Annotated in this window: 23 protein-coding genes; 9 read left to right on the top strand and 14 right to left on the bottom strand. The window is 66.4% G+C overall.

From position 1 onward, the window contains the following. Positions 1-109 precede the first annotated feature (109 nt). The 4 genes from J7024_RS26425 to J7024_RS26440 all read left to right on the top strand — a co-directional run bounded on the left by J7024_RS26425 (position 110) and on the right by J7024_RS26440 (position 4,176). On the top strand, positions 110-1,108 hold the full coding sequence (locus J7024_RS26425) for a GlxA family transcriptional regulator (protein WP_124826844.1): 999 nt from the start codon (positions 110-112) through the stop codon (positions 1,106-1,108). A 109-nt stretch (positions 1,109-1,217) separates the two neighbouring features. Then, positions 1,218-2,165: a choline ABC transporter substrate-binding protein gene (locus J7024_RS26430; protein ID WP_175769951.1), complete on the top strand. Its 948-nt coding sequence runs from the start codon at positions 1,218-1,220 to the stop codon at positions 2,163-2,165. A gap of 979 nt (positions 2,166-3,144) precedes the next feature. Beyond that, positions 3,145-3,765 (top strand): M35 family metallo-endopeptidase, encoded by a 621-nt coding sequence (locus J7024_RS26435; RefSeq protein WP_234745601.1) that lies wholly within the window; start codon positions 3,145-3,147, stop codon positions 3,763-3,765. 81 nt (positions 3,766-3,846) lie between these two features. Further along, a complete protein-coding gene (locus J7024_RS26440) occupies positions 3,847-4,176 on the top strand; it encodes an OmpA family protein (protein WP_261323595.1) in 330 nt (109 codons plus the stop codon). A gap of 125 nt (positions 4,177-4,301) precedes the next feature. On the opposite strand, the gene J7024_RS26445 is transcribed toward J7024_RS26440, so the two are convergent. The 3 genes from J7024_RS26445 to J7024_RS26455 form a co-directional block, all read right to left on the bottom strand. After that, on the bottom strand, positions 4,302-5,450 hold the full coding sequence (locus J7024_RS26445) for a WD40/YVTN/BNR-like repeat-containing protein (protein WP_124826848.1): 1,149 nt from the start codon (positions 5,448-5,450) through the stop codon (positions 4,302-4,304). Positions 5,451-5,506: 56 nt separating this feature from the next. Further along, positions 5,507-5,776, bottom strand: coding sequence for a MoaD/ThiS family protein (locus J7024_RS26450; RefSeq protein WP_124826849.1), 270 nt, complete (start codon positions 5,774-5,776; stop codon positions 5,507-5,509). A 128-nt stretch (positions 5,777-5,904) separates the two neighbouring features. Further along, positions 5,905-6,594 (bottom strand): aspartyl/asparaginyl beta-hydroxylase domain-containing protein, encoded by a 690-nt coding sequence (locus J7024_RS26455; protein WP_124826850.1) that lies wholly within the window; start codon positions 6,592-6,594, stop codon positions 5,905-5,907. A gap of 237 nt (positions 6,595-6,831) precedes the next feature. Between J7024_RS26455 and J7024_RS26460 the strand changes: the two genes are divergently transcribed. Both J7024_RS26460 and J7024_RS26465 read left to right on the top strand, forming a co-directional pair. Beyond that, positions 6,832-7,176, top strand: coding sequence for a DUF4148 domain-containing protein (locus tag J7024_RS26460; protein WP_124826851.1), 345 nt, complete (start codon positions 6,832-6,834; stop codon positions 7,174-7,176). Positions 7,177-7,246: 70 nt separating this feature from the next. Next, the gene (locus J7024_RS26465) at positions 7,247-7,522 is read left to right on the top strand and encodes a DUF4148 domain-containing protein (protein WP_124827035.1); all 276 of its coding nucleotides are present in this window, start codon (positions 7,247-7,249) and stop codon (positions 7,520-7,522) included. 50 nt (positions 7,523-7,572) lie between these two features. Here J7024_RS26465 and J7024_RS26470 read toward each other — a convergent pair whose 3' ends face one another. The 3 genes from J7024_RS26470 to J7024_RS26480 all read right to left on the bottom strand — a co-directional run bounded on the left by J7024_RS26470 (position 7,573) and on the right by J7024_RS26480 (position 10,303). Continuing rightward, positions 7,573-8,100 (bottom strand): cytochrome b, encoded by a 528-nt coding sequence (locus tag J7024_RS26470; protein ID WP_124826852.1) that lies wholly within the window; start codon positions 8,098-8,100, stop codon positions 7,573-7,575. A 68-nt stretch (positions 8,101-8,168) separates the two neighbouring features. Further along, complete coding sequence (locus J7024_RS26475) at positions 8,169-9,647, bottom strand: ATP-binding protein (protein WP_234745602.1); 1,479 nt, start codon at positions 9,645-9,647, stop codon at positions 8,169-8,171. After that, a complete protein-coding gene (locus J7024_RS26480) occupies positions 9,644-10,303 on the bottom strand; it encodes a response regulator (RefSeq protein WP_175796134.1) in 660 nt (219 codons plus the stop codon). The genes J7024_RS26475 and J7024_RS26480 overlap by 4 nt, the downstream gene beginning before the upstream one ends. A 283-nt stretch (positions 10,304-10,586) precedes the next feature. Here J7024_RS26480 and J7024_RS26485 point away from each other — a divergent pair, with 283 nt between their 5' ends. The 3 genes from J7024_RS26485 (at position 10,587) to J7024_RS26495 (ending at position 13,256) form a co-directional block, all read left to right on the top strand. Then, a complete protein-coding gene (locus J7024_RS26485) occupies positions 10,587-10,940 on the top strand; it encodes a hypothetical protein (protein ID WP_124897136.1) in 354 nt (117 codons plus the stop codon). A 61-nt stretch (positions 10,941-11,001) separates the two neighbouring features. After that, complete coding sequence (gene hpnI, locus J7024_RS26490) at positions 11,002-12,171, top strand: bacteriohopanetetrol glucosamine biosynthesis glycosyltransferase HpnI (protein ID WP_124826856.1); 1,170 nt, start codon at positions 11,002-11,004, stop codon at positions 12,169-12,171. After that, a complete protein-coding gene (locus J7024_RS26495) occupies positions 12,168-13,256 on the top strand; it encodes a lysylphosphatidylglycerol synthase domain-containing protein (protein ID WP_124826857.1) in 1,089 nt (362 codons plus the stop codon). The genes hpnI and J7024_RS26495 overlap by 4 nt, the downstream gene beginning before the upstream one ends. A gap of 68 nt (positions 13,257-13,324) precedes the next feature. Here J7024_RS26495 and denD read toward each other — a convergent pair whose 3' ends face one another. From denD to J7024_RS26535, 8 genes are all read right to left on the bottom strand, one after another. Further along, positions 13,325-14,296: a D-erythronate dehydrogenase gene (gene denD, locus J7024_RS26500; protein ID WP_124826858.1), complete on the bottom strand. Its 972-nt coding sequence runs from the start codon at positions 14,294-14,296 to the stop codon at positions 13,325-13,327. Between the two features lie 28 nt (positions 14,297-14,324). Then, a complete protein-coding gene (gene otnI / locus J7024_RS26505; RefSeq protein ID WP_124826859.1) occupies positions 14,325-15,101 on the bottom strand; it encodes a 2-oxo-tetronate isomerase in 777 nt (258 codons plus the stop codon). Between the two features lie 62 nt (positions 15,102-15,163). Further along, a complete protein-coding gene (locus J7024_RS26510; protein ID WP_124826860.1) occupies positions 15,164-16,489 on the bottom strand; it encodes an MFS transporter in 1,326 nt (441 codons plus the stop codon). A gap of 118 nt (positions 16,490-16,607) precedes the next feature. Then, a complete protein-coding gene (gene otnC, locus J7024_RS26515; protein WP_124826861.1) occupies positions 16,608-17,246 on the bottom strand; it encodes a 3-oxo-tetronate 4-phosphate decarboxylase in 639 nt (212 codons plus the stop codon). Further along, on the bottom strand, positions 17,243-18,544 hold the full coding sequence (gene otnK / locus J7024_RS26520) for a 3-oxo-tetronate kinase (RefSeq protein ID WP_234745603.1): 1,302 nt from the start codon (positions 18,542-18,544) through the stop codon (positions 17,243-17,245). The genes otnC and otnK overlap by 4 nt, the downstream gene beginning before the upstream one ends. 19 nt (positions 18,545-18,563) lie before the next feature. Further along, entirely contained in the window at positions 18,564-19,502 is a 939-nt protein-coding gene (ltnD, locus tag J7024_RS26525; protein ID WP_327796269.1) for an L-threonate dehydrogenase, read from the bottom strand. A 14-nt stretch (positions 19,503-19,516) separates the two neighbouring features. Beyond that, the gene (locus J7024_RS26530; RefSeq protein WP_124826864.1) at positions 19,517-20,221 is read right to left on the bottom strand and encodes a FadR/GntR family transcriptional regulator; all 705 of its coding nucleotides are present in this window, start codon (positions 20,219-20,221) and stop codon (positions 19,517-19,519) included. A gap of 186 nt (positions 20,222-20,407) precedes the next feature. Then, positions 20,408-21,475, bottom strand: coding sequence for a GlxA family transcriptional regulator (locus J7024_RS26535; RefSeq protein WP_124826865.1), 1,068 nt, complete (start codon positions 21,473-21,475; stop codon positions 20,408-20,410). Positions 21,476-21,722 lie beyond the last annotated feature (247 nt).

Here is a 21,722-nt window from a genome sequence, read left to right on the forward strand (position 1 = left end):
GGCCGGCAAGTCCTCCGGCCGCCTTCCCTGACTCGATACCGGCCTCCGCGGCATCCGTCGCGGGGCTGACCGCCTGCAACCTGCTCAACCCGTTCGCCAGGAGCCCGATGTGACGTCCGCCGCTGCCGTTGCGCCCGCCGCCTGCGTTTCACCGGTTTCGTCCCTCGCCCATTTCGGCTTCCTGACGCTGCCGAATTTCTCGATGATCGCGTTTTCGAGCGCCGTCGAAGTGCTTCGGATGGCGAACTACGTCGGACGCGCCGACCATTACCGGTGGTCGATCTACTCGCTCGACGGCGCTCCCGTGCATGCCAGCAACGGCATCGCGGTGCGGCCGACCCAGGCGCTCGACTACACGAGCCTGCCCGACGTGATGATCGTGTGCGGCGGCATTCGCATCCGCGACGTGGTCGACGACGGCGCGCGCGACACGCTCGCGGCGCTCGCCGAACGCGGGCTGCCGCTCGGCGGCATCTGCACGGGCGCGTATGCGCTGATGTCGGGCGGGCTGCTCGACGGCTATCGCTGCACCGTGCACTGGGAGAACCTGTCGTCGCTGCACGCCGAGTTTCCGAACGTCGGGTTTGCGGACGAACTGTTCGTGGTGGACCGCGACCGGCTGACCTGCACCGGCGGCACCGCGCCGCTCGACCTGATGCTGAACCTCGTCGGAATGCGCTTCGGCCAGCAGCTCGCCGCGCAGGTGTCCGAGCAGTTCATTCTCGAACGCATCCGCAGCTCGACCGACACGCAGCCGATTCCGGTGGATGCGCGCGTGGGCTTCTCGCGCGCGGAGCTGATCGAGGTCGTGCGGCTGATGGAAGCGAACATCGAGGAGCCGTTGTCGCTCGAGGAGCTCGCGCGGCTCGTGCGCCTGTCGCAGCGGCACTTGCAGCGGATGTTCAAGGTGTACCTGAACGTGTCGCCGACCCACTATTACCTGACGCTGCGTCTGAAACGCGCGCGCGATCTGCTGCGCACGACCGACGCGTCGATCGCACGCGTGACGACGACCTGCGGATTCCATTCGCCGTGTCACTTCAGCAAGGCATACCGCGCGCAGTTCGGCCACGCGCCGAGCTACGAGCGCCGATTGCCGGGGCGCTGAGACTTTGCGCGAACCCTGTTCGGTCCGCGACGCCGCCGGGATCGCGGCGCGCGGCTTCAATCAACGATCCCGCATCCAAGCAAACGACGTCACCTTGAGGAGAAGACAAATGAAGCGCCTATTGATCGCAGCGGTATGCGGGATCGGGATCGCCGCGCCGATGTCGGCCGTTTATGCGGCCGACCCGCCCGTGTGCAAGAACGTGCGCTTCGCGGACGTGGGCTGGACCGACATCGCGGCCACCACCGGCCTCGCAGCGACGATGCTGCAGGGCCTCGGCTACTCGCCGACCAAGACGATCGCATCGGTACCGATCACGTTCGCCGGCATCAAGAGCAAGCAGATCGACGTGTTCCTCGGCTATTGGTCGCCGACGATGGACCCGATCATCCAGCCGTTCACGAAGGCCGGCACGATCAAGGTGCTCGCGACGCCCAACCTGACCGGCGCGAAATACACGCTGGCCGTGCCCGACTATGTGTACCAGGGCGGCCTGAAGTCGTTCGCCGACATCCAGAAGTACGCGGACAAGCTGAACGGCAAGATCTACGGGATCGAGCCGGGCAACGACGGCAACCTGCTGATCAAGAAGATGATCGACGGCAACCAGTTCGGCCTCGGCAAGTTCAAGATGGTCGAGTCGAGCGAAGCGGGGATGCTGGTCGAGGTGAATCGCGCGATCCGAGACAAGCAGTGGATCGTGTTCCTCGGCTGGGAGCCGCACCCGATGAACGTGCAGATGAAGATCGACTACCTGAGCGGCGGCGACAGCGTGTTCGGCCCGAACTACGGCGAGGCGAAGGTGCTGACGGCCACGCCGCCCGACTACGCGCAGCGCTGCCCGAACGTCGCGAAGTTCGTGTCGAACCTGCAGTTCACGACGTCGATCGAAAACCACGTGATGGTGCCGATCATGAACAAGGAAGACCCGAACAAGGCGGCCGCCGAATGGCTGAAGGCGAACCCGCAATCGCTCGACAAGTGGCTGGCCGGCGTGACGACGTTAGACGGCAAGCCGGGTCTGCCGGCCGTGAAGGCGTATCTCGGCGTGCATTGAGCGAGGTGGTTGGTTTTTTTTCGCTTGGGCCTAAGGTTTGACGGTGGTCATGCGCCCCCGAACGACAGAGTTGTTATCTGGGTTCGGGGGCTTTTTGCATGCTTGTTCAGCATCCTGGTCGAGCGATTCGGAAGTTCAATGATGGAAATATAAGAAAAATTAGTTATACGAATTTCAAACTCGTATGATTGAAAACCCTTTCGAGAGCGAGCATCTTTGTGTTGGCCAATCACGCCAATTTCATGAACGGGGATCAGGATGCCGCATAAGCAGAAATTTCCCACGTATTTGTTTTCCGTTGTCGACTCGCATGCCGATCGCGGCGGGCACGGGGACGCTACCAATAGAGAACTGATGGTCCTGAGGCTTGCCGTCTCAGGCAGCGAGCGGGGTGGCGGCGCATGATCCGCTATTTTCTTGCCCAAGGTGATCGGGGCGGCAGCGCGACAATTACGGAAGGGCTGCCGACCGTTACCGGCTCCAATCCACCGCCGCGCGTGCATATCGCGCACTCGATATGAAAACCTACTGCACGGCTTGCGGGCAGAAGGGATTTATTGCCCCAAAGGGCCGCGGTGGCCTGGATTCGGGCCGAACGGAAAACCTTGGGCGTTGAGCGGCGACATTAACGTCTGTGGTTGCAATCCGCCGCCGGTGTTCTATGCCGAGCGCGGCATGAGGATGTTATTTACGGCTGAGCAAGCAGCGGCGTTGACTGGGCGGATCCGAAATCACACGGATTCTGCATCGGCAGCCAGCGATGAGCAGTATGTCTTGTGCGATGAGCGGAGCGGTCGGCCGCTTGCACGTGTTCGGTACCGGATATGCACAACATCAGGTCATGTCTTTAGTGGCGTCACTGATTTCGAGGGAAACACCCAGCGTGTAACAACGCGTCACGCGGAGAAAATCAGGCTCGAGGTCGTGGAGGAGAGCAGCGATGCCGTGTAACGAATACGTTTGCGTCCACGATTCTGCCGTGACGAACACCGTGCCGGGTTCCAAGCTTAAAGTTTCCCTTACGTTCAACGGGCCACCAATCTGTCCGACCATGACTGATGCAGAATTCAGAAAACTGATGATGCAACTTCGCGATGAAGGGGCCGATCTGGTCAAGGAGCGGCTCAAAAGACTGGCCGAGTGGGCACCCGAGGAACGTAGACGAGTCTGGACGTGGTTTGGCGCAAATAACCACGAGATTCGTCATCGCCTCGCCACTGGACTGACGTCGACCCTTTCTGCCATGCGGTCACTCGGCCCGGGGAATTTCCTAAGGGCTCGTCCCGATCTGGATAGAGCACTTGGGTGCTTGCCTACTAACAAGAATGTTGGAACCGTTGCGCATGTATGTGGCCCTGACACTGAAACGCATACAATAAGCATTCACGAAGAATTTTGTACCATTCGCGATCGAAGTCGGGCGGCAACTTCGAAGTTGTCAACAATTATCCACGAATGTACTCACTTCAAGGATACGTTCGGGGCGGGCGATCCAAAGTATGGAATCAAGCGATTTCTTCCCGAATGGGGGCAAAATAATCCTGAGATAGCCATTAAAAATGCGGACAGTATTTCGGCATATGTTATCTGGCTTGATTAGCGGTGCATTCTTGTTGTTTGGATCCGTAAATTCGTATGCTTGCGATGGGCCCGAGAATTTGCCGGGGAAAATTTTGATCTTATGTTTGAGCGGAATTCTGCGACGGTGAGCGACGCGCAAGCGAAGAGGCTGAGAGTCTGGGTATCGAAAATGTTGTCGCAGTTTCCGATTCGCGAAGGTGTAGCCGTGAGCGGCGTGGCCGAGTCTGCGGAAGTCTATCCAGGAGAACTGTCTGCCCGGCGTGCCGAGTCCGCCCGGCGGTTGTTGGTGCGTTTCGGGCTGAAACGGGAGCGCTACGCTGTTCATGGTTATGTTTATGAACGCATGAGCATTCAGGACGATGAAAATGCAAAGCGCGCCGAGATAACATTGCTCCCTGGCTGCCCCGACAACTGTTGCGTCGATAAGTAATGCACGTCGTGACGTGAGGCGGGGCGTATCCCGGCGGCGTCATTTCAATGACGACCGCGTCACTCAGGCCTCCTTCCTCGCCGCCGGCACATCGAACACGCGAGCGAACGCCCACTGGAACTTCGTTACCCGAAGCGCACGCAATACACCGGCGGCAAATGCGCCGATACCTGCCGCCAGTTCCCGCCGCCGTCGGCGGAGGTCCATAACCCGCCCGTCGTCGACGCTATCGCGAGGCGCGTGCCGGAATCATCCACGGCGAGCCCGTGCCGATACACGAGGTCGTAGGCCGGCACCGGCGGCAACCCGTTCGACAGGCTCTCGAAGCTGCGGCCGCCGTCGCGCGTGCGCGTGACGACGAACCGGCCGTTCACCGGAATCCGGCATGCATCCTTCACGGCCGGTACGAACCACGCGGTGTCGGGATCCGCTGGGTGCACGGCGACCGCGAAGCCGAAGCTCGACGGCTGTGCTTCGATGCGCTGCCAGCGAACCGCGCCGTCGGTCGAGCGGAAGATCGCGCAATGATGCTGGGTCCACAGCACGTCGGGATTGGCCGCGCACTGGACGACGCGGTGCGGGTCCTGCACGTTGGGCTCGCCGCGCCGCTCGGGCGGCATGTAGTCGGCTTCCATGCCGTCGGCGCTGACGCGCCAGGTCGCGCCGCCGTCAAAGGTCTGCCAGACGCCGCCGCACGAGATGCCGATCGTCACGTGCCGGCTGTCGCGCGGATCGACCATCACCGAATGGATGCCGGGCGCGTCGTAGCCGCCGCCGAACCACTCGGGGCGCTCCGGGCGATCCCACAGTGCGCGGTTGAGCACCCACGAATCGCCGCCGTCGTCGGAGCGGAACAGTCCGCCGGGTATCGTGCCGGCCCACAATACGCCCGGCTCGTCGACGCCGCCGGTTTCGAGCGACCAGATCTGCCGAAGCGTCCAGGGCGGGCGCGGCGGGGCGGGCGCTGCGCCGTCCGCGTCGCCGGCGGCTGCGTGTGCGCCTAGATCGGCGCGCGGTGCGTCGGCGGGCTGCAACGGATACACGGGAACCGCGCATTCTTCCCATTCGGCCGCGCCGGCGCGGTGGCGATGCAACTTGACGCCGAAATGGCCGAGATCGAGCGCCGCATACAGCGTGCCGTCGCGCGGGTCGGCGAGCGCCATGCTGACCGGGTCGCCGATGAAGTGCGGTTCGCCGAGCGACCAGCCGCCGTTGCTGTCGGCTTGCAGCACGAACAGGCCCTTGCGGGTCGCGACGAGCAGTCGATCGTTCATGTCGGGTGTCTCCGGTGGGCGCGGTCGGACGCCGGCTTCGGTGAGGATGGGACCCTTTATCCTCCGGACAACGCTTGCACGACGTAGACGCGGCTGGCGTCGCCGAGCGCATCGGACAGATGCTGCCGGTCGCGCACCGGCTGGCCGTCGATGAACACCGACAGGTGCTTTCTCAGCGCGCCCTGGTCGTCGACGATGTAGCCGCGTAGCCGCGGCTGTGCGCCGAAGACGGTTTCAAGCGCTTCGCCGAGCGTCCGTGCGTCGATGTCGCGTTCGGACACGTCGATGTGCCGCTGGATCGACGCCGCGAAGAAGAGATGTGCCATGACAGTGGCTGGCAGAACCCGTGCGGAAATGGGCGGGATATCGGTTCTATAGTTTAGGCGATCGTTCGGGGCGGCGACGCAGCGATGTTGCTGCGTCGCGCAATGGCTGGCATGCGCCGGACGGTTTGCTAAACCGGGATCGACCGTCCCCGCAAACGGATGCCGAGCCGCACGATGCCGATCACCGCATTCGACAGCCACGTCAGCAAGCGCGGCATGCCGCGCCGGCGGATATCGAGCAGCAGCACGATCCGCACTTCGTCGCTGTCGTTCCACACCTCGTGCATGAACGTGTCGTCCCACAACAGGAAGCGGCCTTCGTCGAGCCGGTATTCGCTGCCGTCGACCTTCAGCACCGCAGCGGGCGAGCCGTCCGCGCGCTTCGGCATCGACAGCACCAGATAGCCGCGCAGGATGCCGCGGAACGGCCCGCGATGCGGCGGGATGTGCTTGCCCGGCGCGAGGAACGACAGCGATGCGGACAGCACATCCGGCGACGCCGTGACGATCGATGCGATGGTCGGGCAGCGCGACAGGTTGCGCGGGAACGGCTGGCCATACGCCTGCATGATGAACATCCGCCAGTCGCGCGTATCGTTGGCCGAGATGTCGTACTGCTCGCGCATGATCTCGTGAAAGCGCGGGATGCGCGGCATGTCGCGCGCGACGGCGAGTGCCTCTGCCTGAATGTCGGGCCACGCACGGACGAAACGTTCGGCATCGGGGAACACGGCCGTGTCGAGCACCGCGCCGCCGTCGATATGACGGTCGTAAAGCGTGCGAAGCCAGCCGGCTGCATAGTCGTAAGCGACGGACATGATCGAAGGGCGATCCACGGGATGTCGTCAGTCTGCCCCACGCGCGGTGGGGGCTGCGTTACGTCAGGTTACGCCGGCTAACGAACGAATGACAGCAGGGTGAACGGCCGGCGCCGATGATCCGGAAGGCGGGGAGGTATCGCCTTCGCCGCCGCGGCACACCCGGGAATAAACACGCGTCGGGCGTCGTCATACGGGATGTAGCACGTCGTCTCGTTGATCTCGGAGGAGTAGACCATGAACGGGTACTGGATGAAGGCCGCCACGGTGGCGGCAATGGCTTTCGCGGGTGTCGCGACGCAGGCGTCGGCCCAGGCGCTGACGCGCGCGCAGGTCAGGCAGGAACTGATCGACGCCGAACGACACGGGATGAGCCTCGTGACCGATACGTCGTATCCGGACGTGAGCCCGCTGTTCCGGCGGCAGGTCGAACGGATGCCGTGGTATCGGACCGAGGCCGCGCTCGGAAGCGAGCCGGCAGCGACTTCCGAGGCGGGCAGGCCGGCGGTGGCGCCATCGCGTCCCGGCCCGGTTGCGTGCGTCGGCCCGGAGAGCTTCTGCAGGCCTTATTTCGGAAGCTGACGCATTCGCTCGCGTCGCCGGGTTCGACATTCACGCGGTTGATCGCTACGGAACATGGATGGAGTTCGTGATGAAAACATATATCGCACTACTGATGATGATCGGTGCAATGGCCGGTCAGTCTGGGTTCGCGCAGTCGTCTGAGCCGCTGACGCGCGCACAGGTTCGAGAAGAACTGATTCGTCTGGAAGCGGCCGGGTACGAGCCGTCGAAGGGCGACGACGGCGAATATCCCGCGGACATTCAGGCTGCGCAGGCGCGGGTTGTGGCGCAGGAGCAGGCGAGGCCGGCGGCGTCCGGCGTGCGTGCCGTCACCGCGGGTACACCGCTGCAGGCCGGAAACTAGGCGCCCGCACGAGGGCGGGCTCGTCCCGTTTCATGCCCGCGGCGCGGGGATCACCACGGCATCATGCGCTGCATCACGCCGTCGCGCAGCACGAAGCGATGCGCGAGTGCGGCCGCCACGTGCAGGCAGATGCCGCCGAACAGCACCCATGCGAGGATGCCGTGCACGTCGCCCATCGCATGACCGAATCCGGAGCCGGCCGCCGACAGCGCCGGCAACGGCACGATCCCGAGCAGCGTCACGCTCCATGCACGCGACGATGCGTTGATCCAGCCGAGCAGCGGCACCGCGACCAGCAACGCGTAGAGGGCGACGTGCGTCGCACCGGACAGCGTGCGCATCACGGGCGACAGGTCGTCGGGGGGCGGCCTGTGCGTCACGCGCCAGAGCACCCGGCATGCCATCGCCGCGAGCAGCGCGGCGCCAACGATCAGGTGTGCGGCGATCAGGCCGACCGGTTGCGTGTCGCGATGCACGTCGGGCATCGTCCAGCCGATCGCATACTGCGCGACGATCAACGTCACGATCAGCCAGTGGAGAAGGCGCGCAACGGCGTCGTATCGGGCAGGTCCGGACATGAAAGCTCCTGACGGATGGCGGAGGGTATCGATGGGGCGGATTCTACGGGGGAATCCTTAACGAAACGTTAAGCGCGAGGCGTCGCGTGCGAACGGTCTGCGCGCTCGCTGCCCGGCTCCGATCCGGCTTCGTCTGCTGATGGCAGCGCGATCACGATGCCGAGGCCCTGGCCGTCGATGCCCGTTCCGAATCGCACGGTGCCCCCGAAGTACTGGGCAATGCGCGTGACGATCGACAACCCGAGTCCGCTGCCCGGCGCCTGCGCGCCGCTGCCTCGATAAAAGCGGTCGCCGAGCCGTTCATGTTCGCCGTGCGCGACGCCCGGCCCGTCGTCGCGCACGACGATGCGCTGCACGGCGCCGTCGTCGTGCACGCCCAGCGCGATGTGTCCGCCCCGATGTCCGTACTTGATCGCGTTGTCGATCAGGTTGTCGAGCAGGATGCCGATCAGGATCGGATCTGCCGGCACCGCGCGCACCGATGCGCCGGTCGCCCCGATGTCGATGGCATGGTCCGACGCTTTCGCGGCGTGGCGGTCGATGGCGGCGTCGACGAGTTCGCGGAGGTCCACGGCGCGCGCCGGAATGCGTTCGTATTCGTCGAGCCGCGCGAGCAGCAGCAACTGCTCGGCAAGTCGCGCGCTGCGGTCGACGCCTTGCACGACGCGCTGCATCGCGAGCTGCTGGCGCGCCGGATCGTCGGTCGCGAGCGCCACCTGGGCCTGCACCTTGATCGCGGCCAGCGGTGTCTTGAGTTCGTGCGCCGCATCCGACGTGAACGCGCGCTCGCGCACGATCGATTGCCGCAGGCGGCCCAGCAAGCGGTCGATCGCGTCGACCAGCGTGCGCACTTCGTCCGGCACGGTGACGACGCCGAGCGGTTCCAGCGATCGCGCATCGCGCGCGCCGATCAGTGTCGACAGCGTTTTCAGCGGGGCGAGGCTGCGCCCGATCATGTACCACAGCAGGAGCGCGAGCACAGGCAGCGCGACGACCAGCGGCAGCACGATGCCGCGCGCGATCCCGGTCGCCAGGTCGCTGCGCGTATTGGTCGGCTCGATCACGCGCACCCATCGGCCCGACGCGTCGTCGTGTAGCGCATACGTGCGCCACGGTGCGTCGTGGACGACGATCGTCACCGGCGCGTCGTGCCCGTCGTGCCCGTCGTGCCCGTCGTGTGCATTGTGTGTATCCGTCGACCCGGCAGCGCTCGCCAGCAGGCTCGATGCAACGACCTTGCCCTGCGCATCGCGCACTTCGAACAGCACGTCGCGCGGCAGGCGATCGCCGTCGGTGTCGGCGTCGTGTCTCGATGCGCCGCGAGCGAGTTCTACGCGCGCGTCGGGCGGGATGCGGGCAAGACGATCGAGATCGGCCGGCGACAGGTTGACCAGCAGCGACGCGTATTCGACGAGACGCGCATCTTCCCATTCGCCGATTTCGCGCGTCGCGTGCCGGAAGCTGCTGAATACGGCGACGAGCCACACCACGGTCACGCAGCCGAGCGCCATCAGCGAGACGCGGCGCCGTATCGAGCGCGAGATCATGGCTTGTCGACGACGTAGCCGATGCCGCGCACGGTTCGGATCAGCTCCGCGCCGAGCTTCTTGCGCAGGTTCGAGATATGGACCTCGATCGCATTGCTTTCGATGCCTTCCTGCCAGCCGTACAGGCCGTCCTCGAGACGCGAGCGTGACTGGGGCGTGCCCGCGTGACTGACGAGTTGCACCAGGATGCTCCATTCGCGCGACGTCAGCGCGATGCGCGACGCATTGCGGGTGACCGTATGGGCGGCCAGATCGATCGTGATGTCGCGCCAGACGATCTCGTCGCCGGCGCGGCCCTGCGAACGGCGCACGAGTGCACGGCAACGGGCGAGCACTTCGCTCAGCTCGAACGGCTTCGCGAGATAGTCGTCGGCGCCGTCGTCGAGGCCGCGGACGCGGTCGGCCACGGTGCCGCGCGCGGTCAGGACGAGCACCGGCGTCGTATTGCCCCCGTCGCGCAACGCGCGCAGCAGTTCCGATCCGGATTTCCCGGGCAGCCCGAGATCGAGCACGACGAGCGCGAAGCGCGTCGTCGCGAGTGCCGCGGCGGCCGCGTGGCCGTCGCGCAGCCAGTCGACTTGGTAGCCGGCCTGGCCGAGGCTGATCTCGAGGCCGCTGCCGATCAGGTCGTCGTCTTCAACAAGGAGGAGTCGCATGGTCGATCCGTATGCAGGCGTGTGCGATTGTACGAGCGTGGCCGCGAGTTCGTGCAACGGAACGTAATCGCGCCGCGTCGAATGTCGACCGATTCTGAAGAACGCTTAAGGTTTGCCGCCGGCATTCCCGCTACCATCGGCCACACCGTTTCCCGGTTATCCCCCGCTTCTCCAGGTCCCGAACGGCTCGGCACGTTCGGCACGGACCGCACACGGGGCCCCGAATCCGCGACCCGTCGATCGAACCGGATCGACGCCGGTCGACTGCACGGGAGGTTCGTTCGTGATGGCACCCTCGACGATCGAGCGATGGCGCGCCCATCTGCTGATCGCCGCGCTGGCCGGCATGGTCATCCAGTGCTTCGTGCTGGTGTCGTTGCTCGCGCTGCGCGTACCCGAAGCATTTTTCACCACGATGACATTTCGCGCATGGACCGTCGTTGCGATCGCGACGGCAATCCTGTCGGCCCGCAAGGTTGCCGACGCTGCGTTTGCGACCGCGCTCGCGTGCGGCGACGTGTGCGTGAGCGGGATCGATCGTTGCACGGTAGCCGTGTCATCGGATTGCGCGTACCGTGCGTGGGTCATTCTCTACATCCGGCTCAACGGCAACCGTTTCGACCGCGTGTGTGGATGAGCCCGTGCGCGCGGTGCTGGTCCCGGCGTCGCGGTCGTACGGGAAACCATGGGGACGAAGCATGGTCTTGCTGCATGTGGCGCACGCGCTGGCCTGGGCAATGTCGGTCGTTTGCGGGCTCGGCGCGGTGCTGGGCACGGCGTACACGATCGTGGCCAGCGTGCTGGTCGGCCGGTTCTTTTCCCGCGCGGCGGCGATGCCGCGCGATTTTCCGGGCGTCACCATCGCGAAGCCGCTGCACGGCGACGAGTGGCAGCTCGTACAGCATCTTGAAAGCTTCTTCGTCCAGGACTATCCGGGTCCGGTTCAGCACCTGTTCGGCGTGCACGATGCGGACGACGCCGCGCTCGACGCCGTCGCGACGCTGCGCGCGCGCTATCCGGACGCGAACATCGCGGTCGTCGCCGACGCGCGGCTGTACGGGCCGAACCGGAAGATCGCCAATCTCGTCAACATGCTCGAACGCGCGGAGCACGCGGTGCTCTGTCTCGCCGACAGCGACGTGCTGGTCGAGCGGGATTATTTGCGCGCCGTCGTCGGCGCGTTGCAGGAGCCGGAGGTCGGGATCGTGACGAGCGTGTATCGCGGCGTCCCGTCGCCGGGCTTCTGGCCTCGTGTCGCGGTCGCGATGACGAACTACCATTTTCTGCCGGGCGTGATCACCGGGCTTTTCATCGGTCGCGCGCGGCCGTGCTTCGGCCAGACCATTGCGATCACGCGCACGACGCTCGAACGCATCGGCGGCCTCGCGCGCTTCGCCCATCACCTGGCCGAAGATCACGCGCTCGGCGAAGCGGTGCGGCAGGCCGGCGCGCGGGTTGTCGTTCCGCCGTTCGTGGTCGGGCACGCGTGCGTCGAGGACACGTTTGCCACGCTGTACGCGCACGAATTGCGCTGGAGTTGCACCATCCGCGCCGCGGACCGGATCGGTCATGCCGGTTCGGTGCTGATGCATCCGTTGCCGCTCGCGCTGCTGGCGCTGCTGCTGTCCGGCGGCGCGCCGGCCGCGTGCGTGCTGACGGCGGCCTCGCTCGCCGCTCGCGCGCTGCTGATGGTGAAAACGGGCCGTGCAACCGGCGCGGGGCTGAGCGGCGCGGCGTGGTTGCCGCTCGTCGATCTGCTGCAGTTCGCGGTGTTCGTGTCGAGCTTCTTTTCGTCGCACGTCATCTGGCGCGGCACACGGTTTCGCGTCGACCGCGAGGGTCTGCTGTCGCCGGCGGGGAAATCATGACGCACGACACGCATTCCGGCGACGACGGTACGCGCCCGCCGTCCGTGCGTGGCGACGCACGGCTGCGGCATGCGGGCCGCCTGGCTGCGCTCGCGGGGCTGGCGATCGCGGTATGGCTGATCTGGCGCGAGCATCCGCTCGATATCCTGCACCGCCTCGAGGCGGCCGGTGCCGGGCTGCTGGTCGCCGCGCTCGTCCATATCCTGCCGATGCTTGCGAATGCGTGGGACTGGCGGATGCTGATTCGCGGCCGGCGCCGGCCGTCGTTCGCGACGATGCTGAAAATCGTCTGGATCCGCGAATCGATCAACGGGTTGCTGCCGGTCGCGCGGATCGGCGGCGAAATCGTGTCGTTCAGCCTGCTGCGGCAGGCCGGTGTGCGGCCGGCAACCGCCGTCGCGAGCCTCGTCGCCGACATGCAGCTCACGCTGATCAGCCAGCTGGTGTTCGCGCTGGTCGCGATCGGCTACGTGCTCGAGCGCGTGTCGTCCGATGCCGCGCGCGTGGCCGCGCAGCTCGCGATCGGGATGGCGGCGCTGGTGCCGGTGCTGCTGCTGTTCGCGCTGGTTCAGCATGCGCGGCCGTTCGAGCGGGCGATGCGCGCGCTCAACCACATCACGAGCGGAAAGGTCTATGCGCTGGTCGGCGAATCGGCGCGTACCGATCAGTCGATCCGAATGATCTGGAGAAAGACGGGGATCGTCGTCCGCTATCTGGGCATCTGGCAGACGCTGCAGTTTGCCGGTTATGCGCTGGAACTCTGGCTCGCGCTGCGTTTTCTCGGCACCGATGCGACTTTCGCGCAGGCGCTCGCGATCGAGGCGCTGATCCAGCTGCTGAGCAGCATCGCGTTCCTGATGCCGGGCGGGCTCGGCGTGCAGGAGGGCGGCTTCGTGTTGATCGGCGGCCTGCTCGGGTTCGACGCGTCGACCTGTCTGGCGCTGGCCGGCGCGCGGCGGGTGCGCGATCTGCTGTTCTATCTGCCGGGTTTGCTCGCGTGGCAGCACGCGGTCGGCGCGGCACGCCCGCCGGGCGGCGCGAAACCCGCGTCGATGCGTATCGGCGAATCCACCGGGCGGCGCTGAGCAGCGCGGCCCGATGTGGCTGCCTGCCGGCGCGGCCCGTTGCGGGCCGGGCGCGGCAGGCGCGACCGTCAACCGCGTTCGTCGGCGATATGACTGCGGATCACGTCCGCGAACGACGTATCGCCCTTCAACCCGAGCGCTTCGGCGCGCGTCGTGTCCCAGCGGCCCGGCCAGCTGCCGACGATCTTCTCGACACGCTCGTCCGGTGCATGGCGAATCAGCTTCACGACGTCGTCGCCGGCCACTTCGCGCAGCGCCGCGATCATTTCGTCGACCGACACCGACAGGCCGGGCAGGTTGATCACGCGCTTGTTGCCGAGCTTCGCGCTGTCGATCTCGCAGCCCGCGACGAGCGCCTCGATCGCGCCGCGCGGCGACAGCAGCCACAGCCGCGTCGACCCCGGCACCGGGCACACGCTTTCCTCGCCATTGAGCGGCTCGCGGATGATGCCGCTCGCGAACGACGACGCAGCCGCGTTCGGGCGGCCCGGCCGCACGCTGATGGTCGGCAGGCGCAGCACGCGGCCGTCGACGAAGCCGCGACGGGCGTAGTCGCACAGCAGCAGCTCGGCGATCGCCTTCTCCGCGCCGTACGACGATTGCGGGTTCAGCGCGGTGTCGTCCTGCACGACGTCGGGCAGCACGCCGCCGTAGACGGCGACCGAGCTCGTGAACACGACGCGCGGCTGGTGGCCGCGCGCGCGGCACACTTCGAGCAGCGCGCGCGACGCGTCGAGGTTGATCCGCATGCCGAGATCGAAATCGGCTTCGGCTTGCCCGCTGACGATCGCCGCGAGATGGAAGATCGCATTCGTCTGCGTGTCGATCGCGCTTTCGAGCACCGCGCGATCGGCGATGTCGCCGACGATCGACTTCACGCGTGCGTCGCCGAAATCGCTGCCCTTGACGACGTCGAGCAGCACCAGCTCGTCGATCTTCCCGATACGGCCGTCGGGGCCGGTCAGTTCGCCGCGCTCGAGCAGCTTGCGTGCGAGACGCTGGCCGAGAAAGCCGGCGCCGCCCGTGATCAGTACTTTCATTTGGATTGCCCTCTTCGAATGCTTTGAATTACAGGTAAGGCTTGAGCCAGCCGAGCCCTTCCGACGTGCCGGCCTTCGGGCGATATTCGCAGCCGATCCAGCCGTCGTAGCCGAGCGCGTCGATCAGCGCGAACAGGTACGGGTAGTTGAGTTCGCCGATGTCCGGCTCGTGGCGCTCTGGCACGCCGGCGATCTGGATGTGGCCGATGCCCGCGAAATCGCGCTTGAGCTTCATCGCGAGATCGCCCTCGACGATCTGGCAGTGATAGCAGTCGAACTGCACCTTCAGGTTCGGCGCGCCGACTTCCGCGCAGATCGCCTGCGCGTCGTCCTGCCGGCTCAGGAAATAGCCGGGCATGTCGCGCTGGTTGATCGGCTCGATCAGGATCGTGATGCCGTGCGCGGCAGCCGCCTGCGTCGCATGCCGCAGGTTCGACAGGTAGGTATCGCGATGGCGTGCGCGGTCCGCGCCCGGCGCTACCATGCCGGCCATCACGTGCAGCTTCCTGTTGCCGAGCACGCGCGCATAGTCGAGCGCCTGGTCGATGCCGCGGCGGAACTCGTCCTCGCGGCCCGGCAGCGACGCGATCCCGCGCTCGCCGGCGGCCCAGTCGCCGGGCGGCGCGTTGAACAGCGCCTGTTCGAGGTTGTGCGCGTCGAGGCGCGCACGGATGTCCCCGGCGGCGAAGTCGTACGGGAACAGGTACTCGACGGCCTTGAAACCGTCGTAGGAGGCAGCGGCGAAGCGTTCGAGGAACGCGTGCTCGGTGTACATCATCGAGAGGTTGGCGGCGAAGCGGGGCATGGCAGCGGGTCCTGTGAATGAGTGGGGCGGGGCGTCGCGCCCCGCGTCGAATGACGTGCGCGTCAGCGGTTCACGAGCTTCGCGGGCGTGAGCCACACGGCGATCGCACCGATCACGAGCATCGCCGCGAGCATGTACATGCCGGACGACGTGCTGTGCGTGACGTCCTTCAGGTAGCCGATCACGTACGGGCTTGCGAAGCCGGCGAGGTTGCCGACCGAGTTGATGATCGCGATCCCGGCGGCGGCGGCGGAGCCGGCGAGAAACGCGGTCGGCAGCGACCAGAACAGCGGTGCGCAGGTCAGCACGCCGCCTGCCGCGAGCGACAGGAACACGATCGACACCGCCGTATTGTGCGAGTACGACGCGGCGACCGCAAATCCGACCGCGCCCATGAGCGCCGGCACGATCAGGTGCCAGCGGCGTTCGCGGCGCTTGTCCGCGCTGTGGCCGAACAGGTTCATCACGAAGATTGCGACGAGGAACGGAATCGCGGACAACAGGCCGATCTGGAACGTATCGGTGATCCCGGTGGATTTGACGAGCGTCGGCATCCAGAACGTCAGGCCGTACTGGCCGGTGACGAACGCGAAGTAGATCAGCGACATCCACCACATGCGCGGGTCGGCGAACACGGCCTTCAGCGAATGGCCGTGCTGTTGCCGTTCCTGCGGCTGCGCGGCGATTTCCGTTTCGAGCAACTGCTTCTCGCGCTCGTCGAGCCACTTCGCGCTGCGGATGTTGTTGTCGAGATAGAGGATCGTCGCGATGCCGACGAGCACGGCCGGCACGGCTTCGATCATGAACATCCATTGCCAGCCGTGAAAACCCGAGCCGCCGTGAAAGCGCTCCATGATCCAGCCCGACAGCGGGTTGCCGAAGATGCCCGACACCGGGATCGCGGACATGAACACCGCGATGATCTTCGCGCGGCGATGCGACGGGAACCAGTACGTGAGGTACAGGATCACGCCCGGATAGAAGCCGGCTTCCGCGAGACCGAGCAGGAAGCGCAGCACGTAGAACTGCGTCGGTGTCTTCACGAACGCGAACACCGCCGACAGCAGCCCCCACGTGATCATGATCCGCGCGATCCAGATGCGTGCGCCGATGCGGTGCATCAGCATGTTGCTTGGCAGTTCGAACAGAAAATAGCCAAGGAAGAAGATGCCGGCGCCGAGGCCGAACACTGTTTCGCTGAACGCGAGATCCTGCGACATCTGCAGCTTCGCGAAGCCGACGTTGACGCGGTCGAGATACGCGACCACGTAGCAGAGCATCAGGAACGGCACGATGCGCCAGAACACTTTCCTGTAGGTGCGATCGAGTTCGGCCGCTTGGGCGGGCGCGGCGGGCGAGCGGCTTGCGGCCGCATCGAATGCAGTCATTGTCGTCTCCATGAATGTCGTGTGCCGGCGGCGCGTACGCCGCCGGATCGTGTGTGCTGACGGAAGGGCCCGCGCACACGGCGGGCATGGGAATCGGTGCGGATGCGTGCGCGACGGGTTACCAGCGTGCGCCGAAGGTGTCGCGCAGTTCGTCGAGCGCCGCGTCGGACAGCGGCTCGGGCTTCGGGTGCGTCATCAGCCACAGCCGCGCGGTTTCCTCGAGCTCCTCGAGTGCATACGACGCGTGCGACACCGACGGCCCCCACATCACCGGCCCGAGGCGGTCGAGCAGCACGCCGCGCACCTGGTCGGCCAGCGCGGCGACTTCGGCCGCGACGGCCGGGTCGCCGGGGCGGCGATAGCGGATCAGCGGAATGTGGCCGACCTTCATCACGTAGTACGGCGTGATCGGCGGCAGCACGTCGGTGTCGCGCCACACGCCCGCGAGCGTCAGCGCGACGAGGTGCGTCGAATGCGTATGGACGATGCCGTTCGCTTGCGTGTTGCGCGCGTAGATGCCGCGGTGCAGCGCGAGCGTCTTCGACGGCTTGCCGCCCGATATGGGCTGGCCGTCGACGCCGACCTTCGCGATGTCGTTCGGGTCGAGCCGGCCGAGGCAGGCATCGGTCGGCGTGATCAGCCAGCCGTCGGCAAGCCGCGCGCTGATGTTGCCGGCGCTGCCGACCGCATGGCCGCGCGCATACAGGCTCGCGCCGACGACGCAGATTTCTTCGCGCAGTTTCGCTTCGACGCTCATCGTGCGGCTCCGTCCAGCGCGCGCAGCGCCTTGTCGAAAAAGTCCACCGTGCCGAAGTTGCCGGATTTCAGCGCGAGGCCGAGCGGCTGCGCGTCGATGGTGGCGGTGGCGGGCACGCCCGGATCGATCTGCGCGCCGATCTGCAGCGACTTCACGTCAAGCGCCTGCACGACCGCGCCGGACGTCTCGCCGCCGGCGACGACGAACTTGCGCACGCCGAGCGCGCGCAGGCCGCGGGTGATCTCCGCGAGCGTGCTTTCGACGAGATGGCCGGCCGCTTCGACGCCGAGCGCCTGCTGGACGGCCCTCACCTCGTCGGGCGTCGCCGTTGCATAAATCAGCACGGGCTGCGGCAGGTGCGCGCGCGCGAAGGCCAGTGCGTCGTCGACGACGGGTTCGCCGCGCGAGGCCGCGAGCGGATCGATCCGGAAGCTCGGCCGGCTGTCGCGCCACACGGCGACCTGTGCATTGGTCGCCTTCGATGCGCTGCCGGCGAGCACCGCCGACAACCCGTCGATGCGCGGCAGCGACGCCGCGTTGTCGCGCGCGGGCAGCAGCCCCGCGCGGCGGAAATTCTCCGGCAGGCCGAGCGCGATGCCCGAGCCGCCGGTGACGAGCGGCAGGCTCGCGCATGCTTCGCCGAGCACGTGGAGATCGTGGTCCGACAGCGCATCGGCGATCGCGAAGCGCACACCGTCCGCACGCAGCGCGTCGATGCGCGCACGTACGGCAGCCGCGCCCTGCGCGATCGTGTCGTAGCGGATCAGGCCGACCGGCGACGTCGTTTGCCGCTGGAGCACGCGCACGAGGTTCGCGTCCTGCATCGGCGTGAGCGGGTGGTTTTCCATTCCCGATTCGTTCAGCAGCACGTCGCCGACGAACAGGTGGCCGCGGAAGATCGTGCGGCCGTTCTCGGGGAACGCCGGGCACGCGATCGTGAAGCCGCCGTCGGTCGCATCGAGCAGCGCGTCGGCCACCGGCCCGATGTTGCCCGCGTCGGTCGAGTCGAACGTCGAGCAGTACTTGAAGAAGAATTGCCGGCAGCCCTGCGCGCGCAGCCATGCGCAGGCGGCGAGCGATTGCGCAACGGCGTCGGCGGCGGGAATCGTGCGCGACTTCAGCGCGACGACGATCGCGTCGGCGTCGATGACCGTGTCGGCAGCGGCGCCGTCGGCGGGCACGCCGATCGTCTGCACGGTGCGCATGCCGCTCTTGACGAGCATGTTCGCGAGATCGGTCGCGCCGGTGAAATCGTCGGCGATGCAGCCGAGCAGGGGACGGGAAGCGGAAGCGGTCATGGCAGGAACGTCGTTCGAATCAGCGGGCAGGCGGCAGCGTGATGCCGGGGAAAGTCTTGATCACGGCGGAATCGTCCTCGCCGCCGTGGCCGGCGCTCGACGCGCTCATGAACATCTGGTGCGCGGTGGCCGACAGCGGCAGCGGGAACTTGCTGCGGCGCGCGGTATCGAGCACGAGGCCGAGATCCTTCACGAAGATGTCGACGGCCGACAGCGGCGTGTAGTCGCCGTTCAGGATGTGCGGCACGCGGTTCTCGAACATCCACGAATTGCCGGCGCTATGCGTGATCACGTCGTACAGCGCGTCCGCATCCACGCCTTCGCGCAGGCCCAGCGCCATCGCTTCGGCGGCCGCGGCGATATGCACACCGGCCAGCAGCTGGTTGATGATCTTCACCTTCGAGCCGACGCCGTGCGTGTCGCCGAGGCGATAGACTTTGCCGGCGATCGCGGCGAGCACGTCGTCGCAGCCCGCATACGCGGCGGCGGGGCCCGATGTCATCATCGTCATTTCGCCCGACGCCGCGCGCGCGGCGCCGCCGGACACCGGCGCATCGAGCATCTGCAGGCCCGCGGCCTCGATGCGCGCACCGAGTGCAACGGCGAATTCGGGGGCGACGGTCGCGCTCGCGATCACGACGCCGCCCGGCTTCATCGCGGCGACCGCGCCGTGCTCGCCGAACAGCACCGTTTCGGTTTGTGCGGCATTGACGACGAGCGTGACGACGACGTCGCACTGCGCACCCAGTTCGGCCGGCGTCGTGCAGGCCACGCCGCCTTCGGCCGCGAACGCCTGCAGCACGGTGTCGCGCACGTCGCATGCGTGCACGCGAAAGCCGGCGCGCAGCAGCGAGCGCGCGACGCCTAGGCCCATCGCGCCGAGGCCGATGACTCCAACATTTCGTGACATGGTCAACCTTGATCGATTCGGGAGAGGTTCGGGACAACGGCGGCGCACGCGCGCCGCCGGCTTCAGCAGATGCCGGCTTCCGCGAGACGTCGGGCAGCGTTGTACATGTGAGTGCGCGCCGCGTTGCGTGCCGCCATCGGGTCGCGCGCGCGGATCGCGTCGGCGATCGCCGCGTGTTCGTCGCGCACCTGGCGCGAGAAGTCGTCGCGCGTCGCTTCGTTGCGCCGCGTGACCTTCACGCCCGCTTCGAGGTACTGGTTCAGGAACTGCAGCGTCTTCAGGAAATACGGGTTGCCGGTGACGGCCGCGATCGTGCGGTGGAACGCGACGTCTTCCGCGACGCCGTCGCGGCCTTCGGCCACCGCATCGTCGATCCTGCGCAGCGCGTCGTCGATGTCGGCCATGTCGTCGTCGGTGTGGTGCAGCGCGGCTTCGGCCGCGACTTCAGCCTCGATCGCGCGGCGCACAGCGAGCAGGTGCGGCAGCGAGCTGGCTTCGACCGCTTCCGCGTAGTCGATCCGCAGCGGCCGGATCGCGCCGTGCTGGTTCACGTACACGCCGCTGCCCTGGCGCGGCTCGACCACGCCTTCGTTCTTCAGCCGCGAGATCGCCTCGCGGATCACGGTGCGGCTCACGCCGAATTCCTGCGCGAGCACGGCTTCCGTCGGCAGCTTGCCGCTGGCCGAGAAACTGCCGACTTCGATCTGCTTGAGCAGTTGCTGCGCGACATGGTCGCTCATCGCACGGGCGGGAATTTTCTCGAACATGACGCTCTAGTTTGTAAGGTGATGTGGTCATCATACAAATTTGAATGTGCGTCAGCATCAGGGATAACCCTCGGTTAATGCGCTGTAACGTCGGTCAAATTGATTGGAACCGGTTCCAATTGGCGGTAAAAATGGCTATCGCGCGCGGTTCGGCGCGCGATAGGGAGCGAAAAAGGGTGTCTCGCGTCAGTCGGCGATGTCTTCGACGGGATCGGTCACGGCCGGCGCCGCGACTTCCGCTACGTCTCCGCCGCGCTCGCGATACGTCGCGGGCGGCACGCCGAACTGCTTGCGGAATTCACGCCCGAGGTGCGACGCGTCGGCGAACCCGCAACTCGATGCGATATCGGCGACGGTGCGATCCGAACTGGTCAGCAGCCATGCGGCCGTGCGCAGCCGCACCTGTTTCGCGAACGCCTGCGGGCTCTTGCCCGTCTCGGCCTTGAACAGACGCTCGAGCTGGCGTGTCGACATGTCGAGCTTGGCCGCGAGTTCTTCGAGCGGCAGCGCGCGCCCGACATGCTGTTCCATCAGAAGAATCGCACGTTTGACCTTCGGGTGCGTGGCCGGCTCGAGGCCGGGCGGATGCGGCTGCGGCGCATTGCCTTTCTGCATCTCGCCAACGAGGAGGATACGCAGCGCCTTCTGCACCGTCGCATGGTCGAAATGGCGCAGCAGGATCGCGGCGGCGACGTCGATCGACGCGCGGCCGCCCGAACACGTGATCCGGCGCCGGTCGATCACGAACAGCCGGTCGGCGATCAACAGGTCGGGATCGGCGCTCGGGAAGCGCTCGATGAAATCCCAGTAGTGGAACCAGCTCACGCAGGTGCGGTAGCCGTCGAGCACGTTCGCGCGCATCAGCGTAAACACGCCCGTGCAAATCCCGACGACCGTCGCGCCGCCCGCCGCCGCCTGGCGGATGAACTGGAGCGTTTCGGGGCCGGCCTGCGGCCCCGAATGCAGCAGGCCGCCCACCACGACCACGTAGTCGAACGGCTCGGCCGCATCGAAGGTTTCCCACGGCGTGATCTGGATCCCGCAGCTTGCGCGCACCGGCGCGAGGGTTTCGCCGATCACGCTCCAGGCGCAGCGCACGGGCTTGCTGTAGTCGCCGTCGTCGGCCGACAGCCGCAGCATGTCGACGAAACCCGAGAACGCGGTCAGCGTGAAATTCGGCAGCAGCAGGATGCCGAAGCGAATGCGCTGCGGCGCGGGTTCGGCGAGGGGGGAAGCGGGTACGTCGGGTGTCATCGCGGTAAATCTCGTCACGCCGGGCAGGCGGGTCTCACTCGTTTCACTCAGTTTGGGGGCACGGCTGCCGGCGCGCGCATCGCCGGCCGACTTGTGCTTTTTCGTCGCGAACCATCGTCAAAACGTACTTTCGGACCGTCCTTTTCGGGGCTTGGCGGCGGTGTCCCACGCCGATGCCGTTTTTGTTCTATCGGCCAATTTTACGCTTTGATGTACTGATGCCAACGACATTTCACGTACGTCCACC

It is taken from the genome of Burkholderia sp. WTPI3 (assembly GCF_021483755.1).
Lineage (GTDB): Bacteria > Pseudomonadota > Gammaproteobacteria > Burkholderiales > Burkholderiaceae > Burkholderia.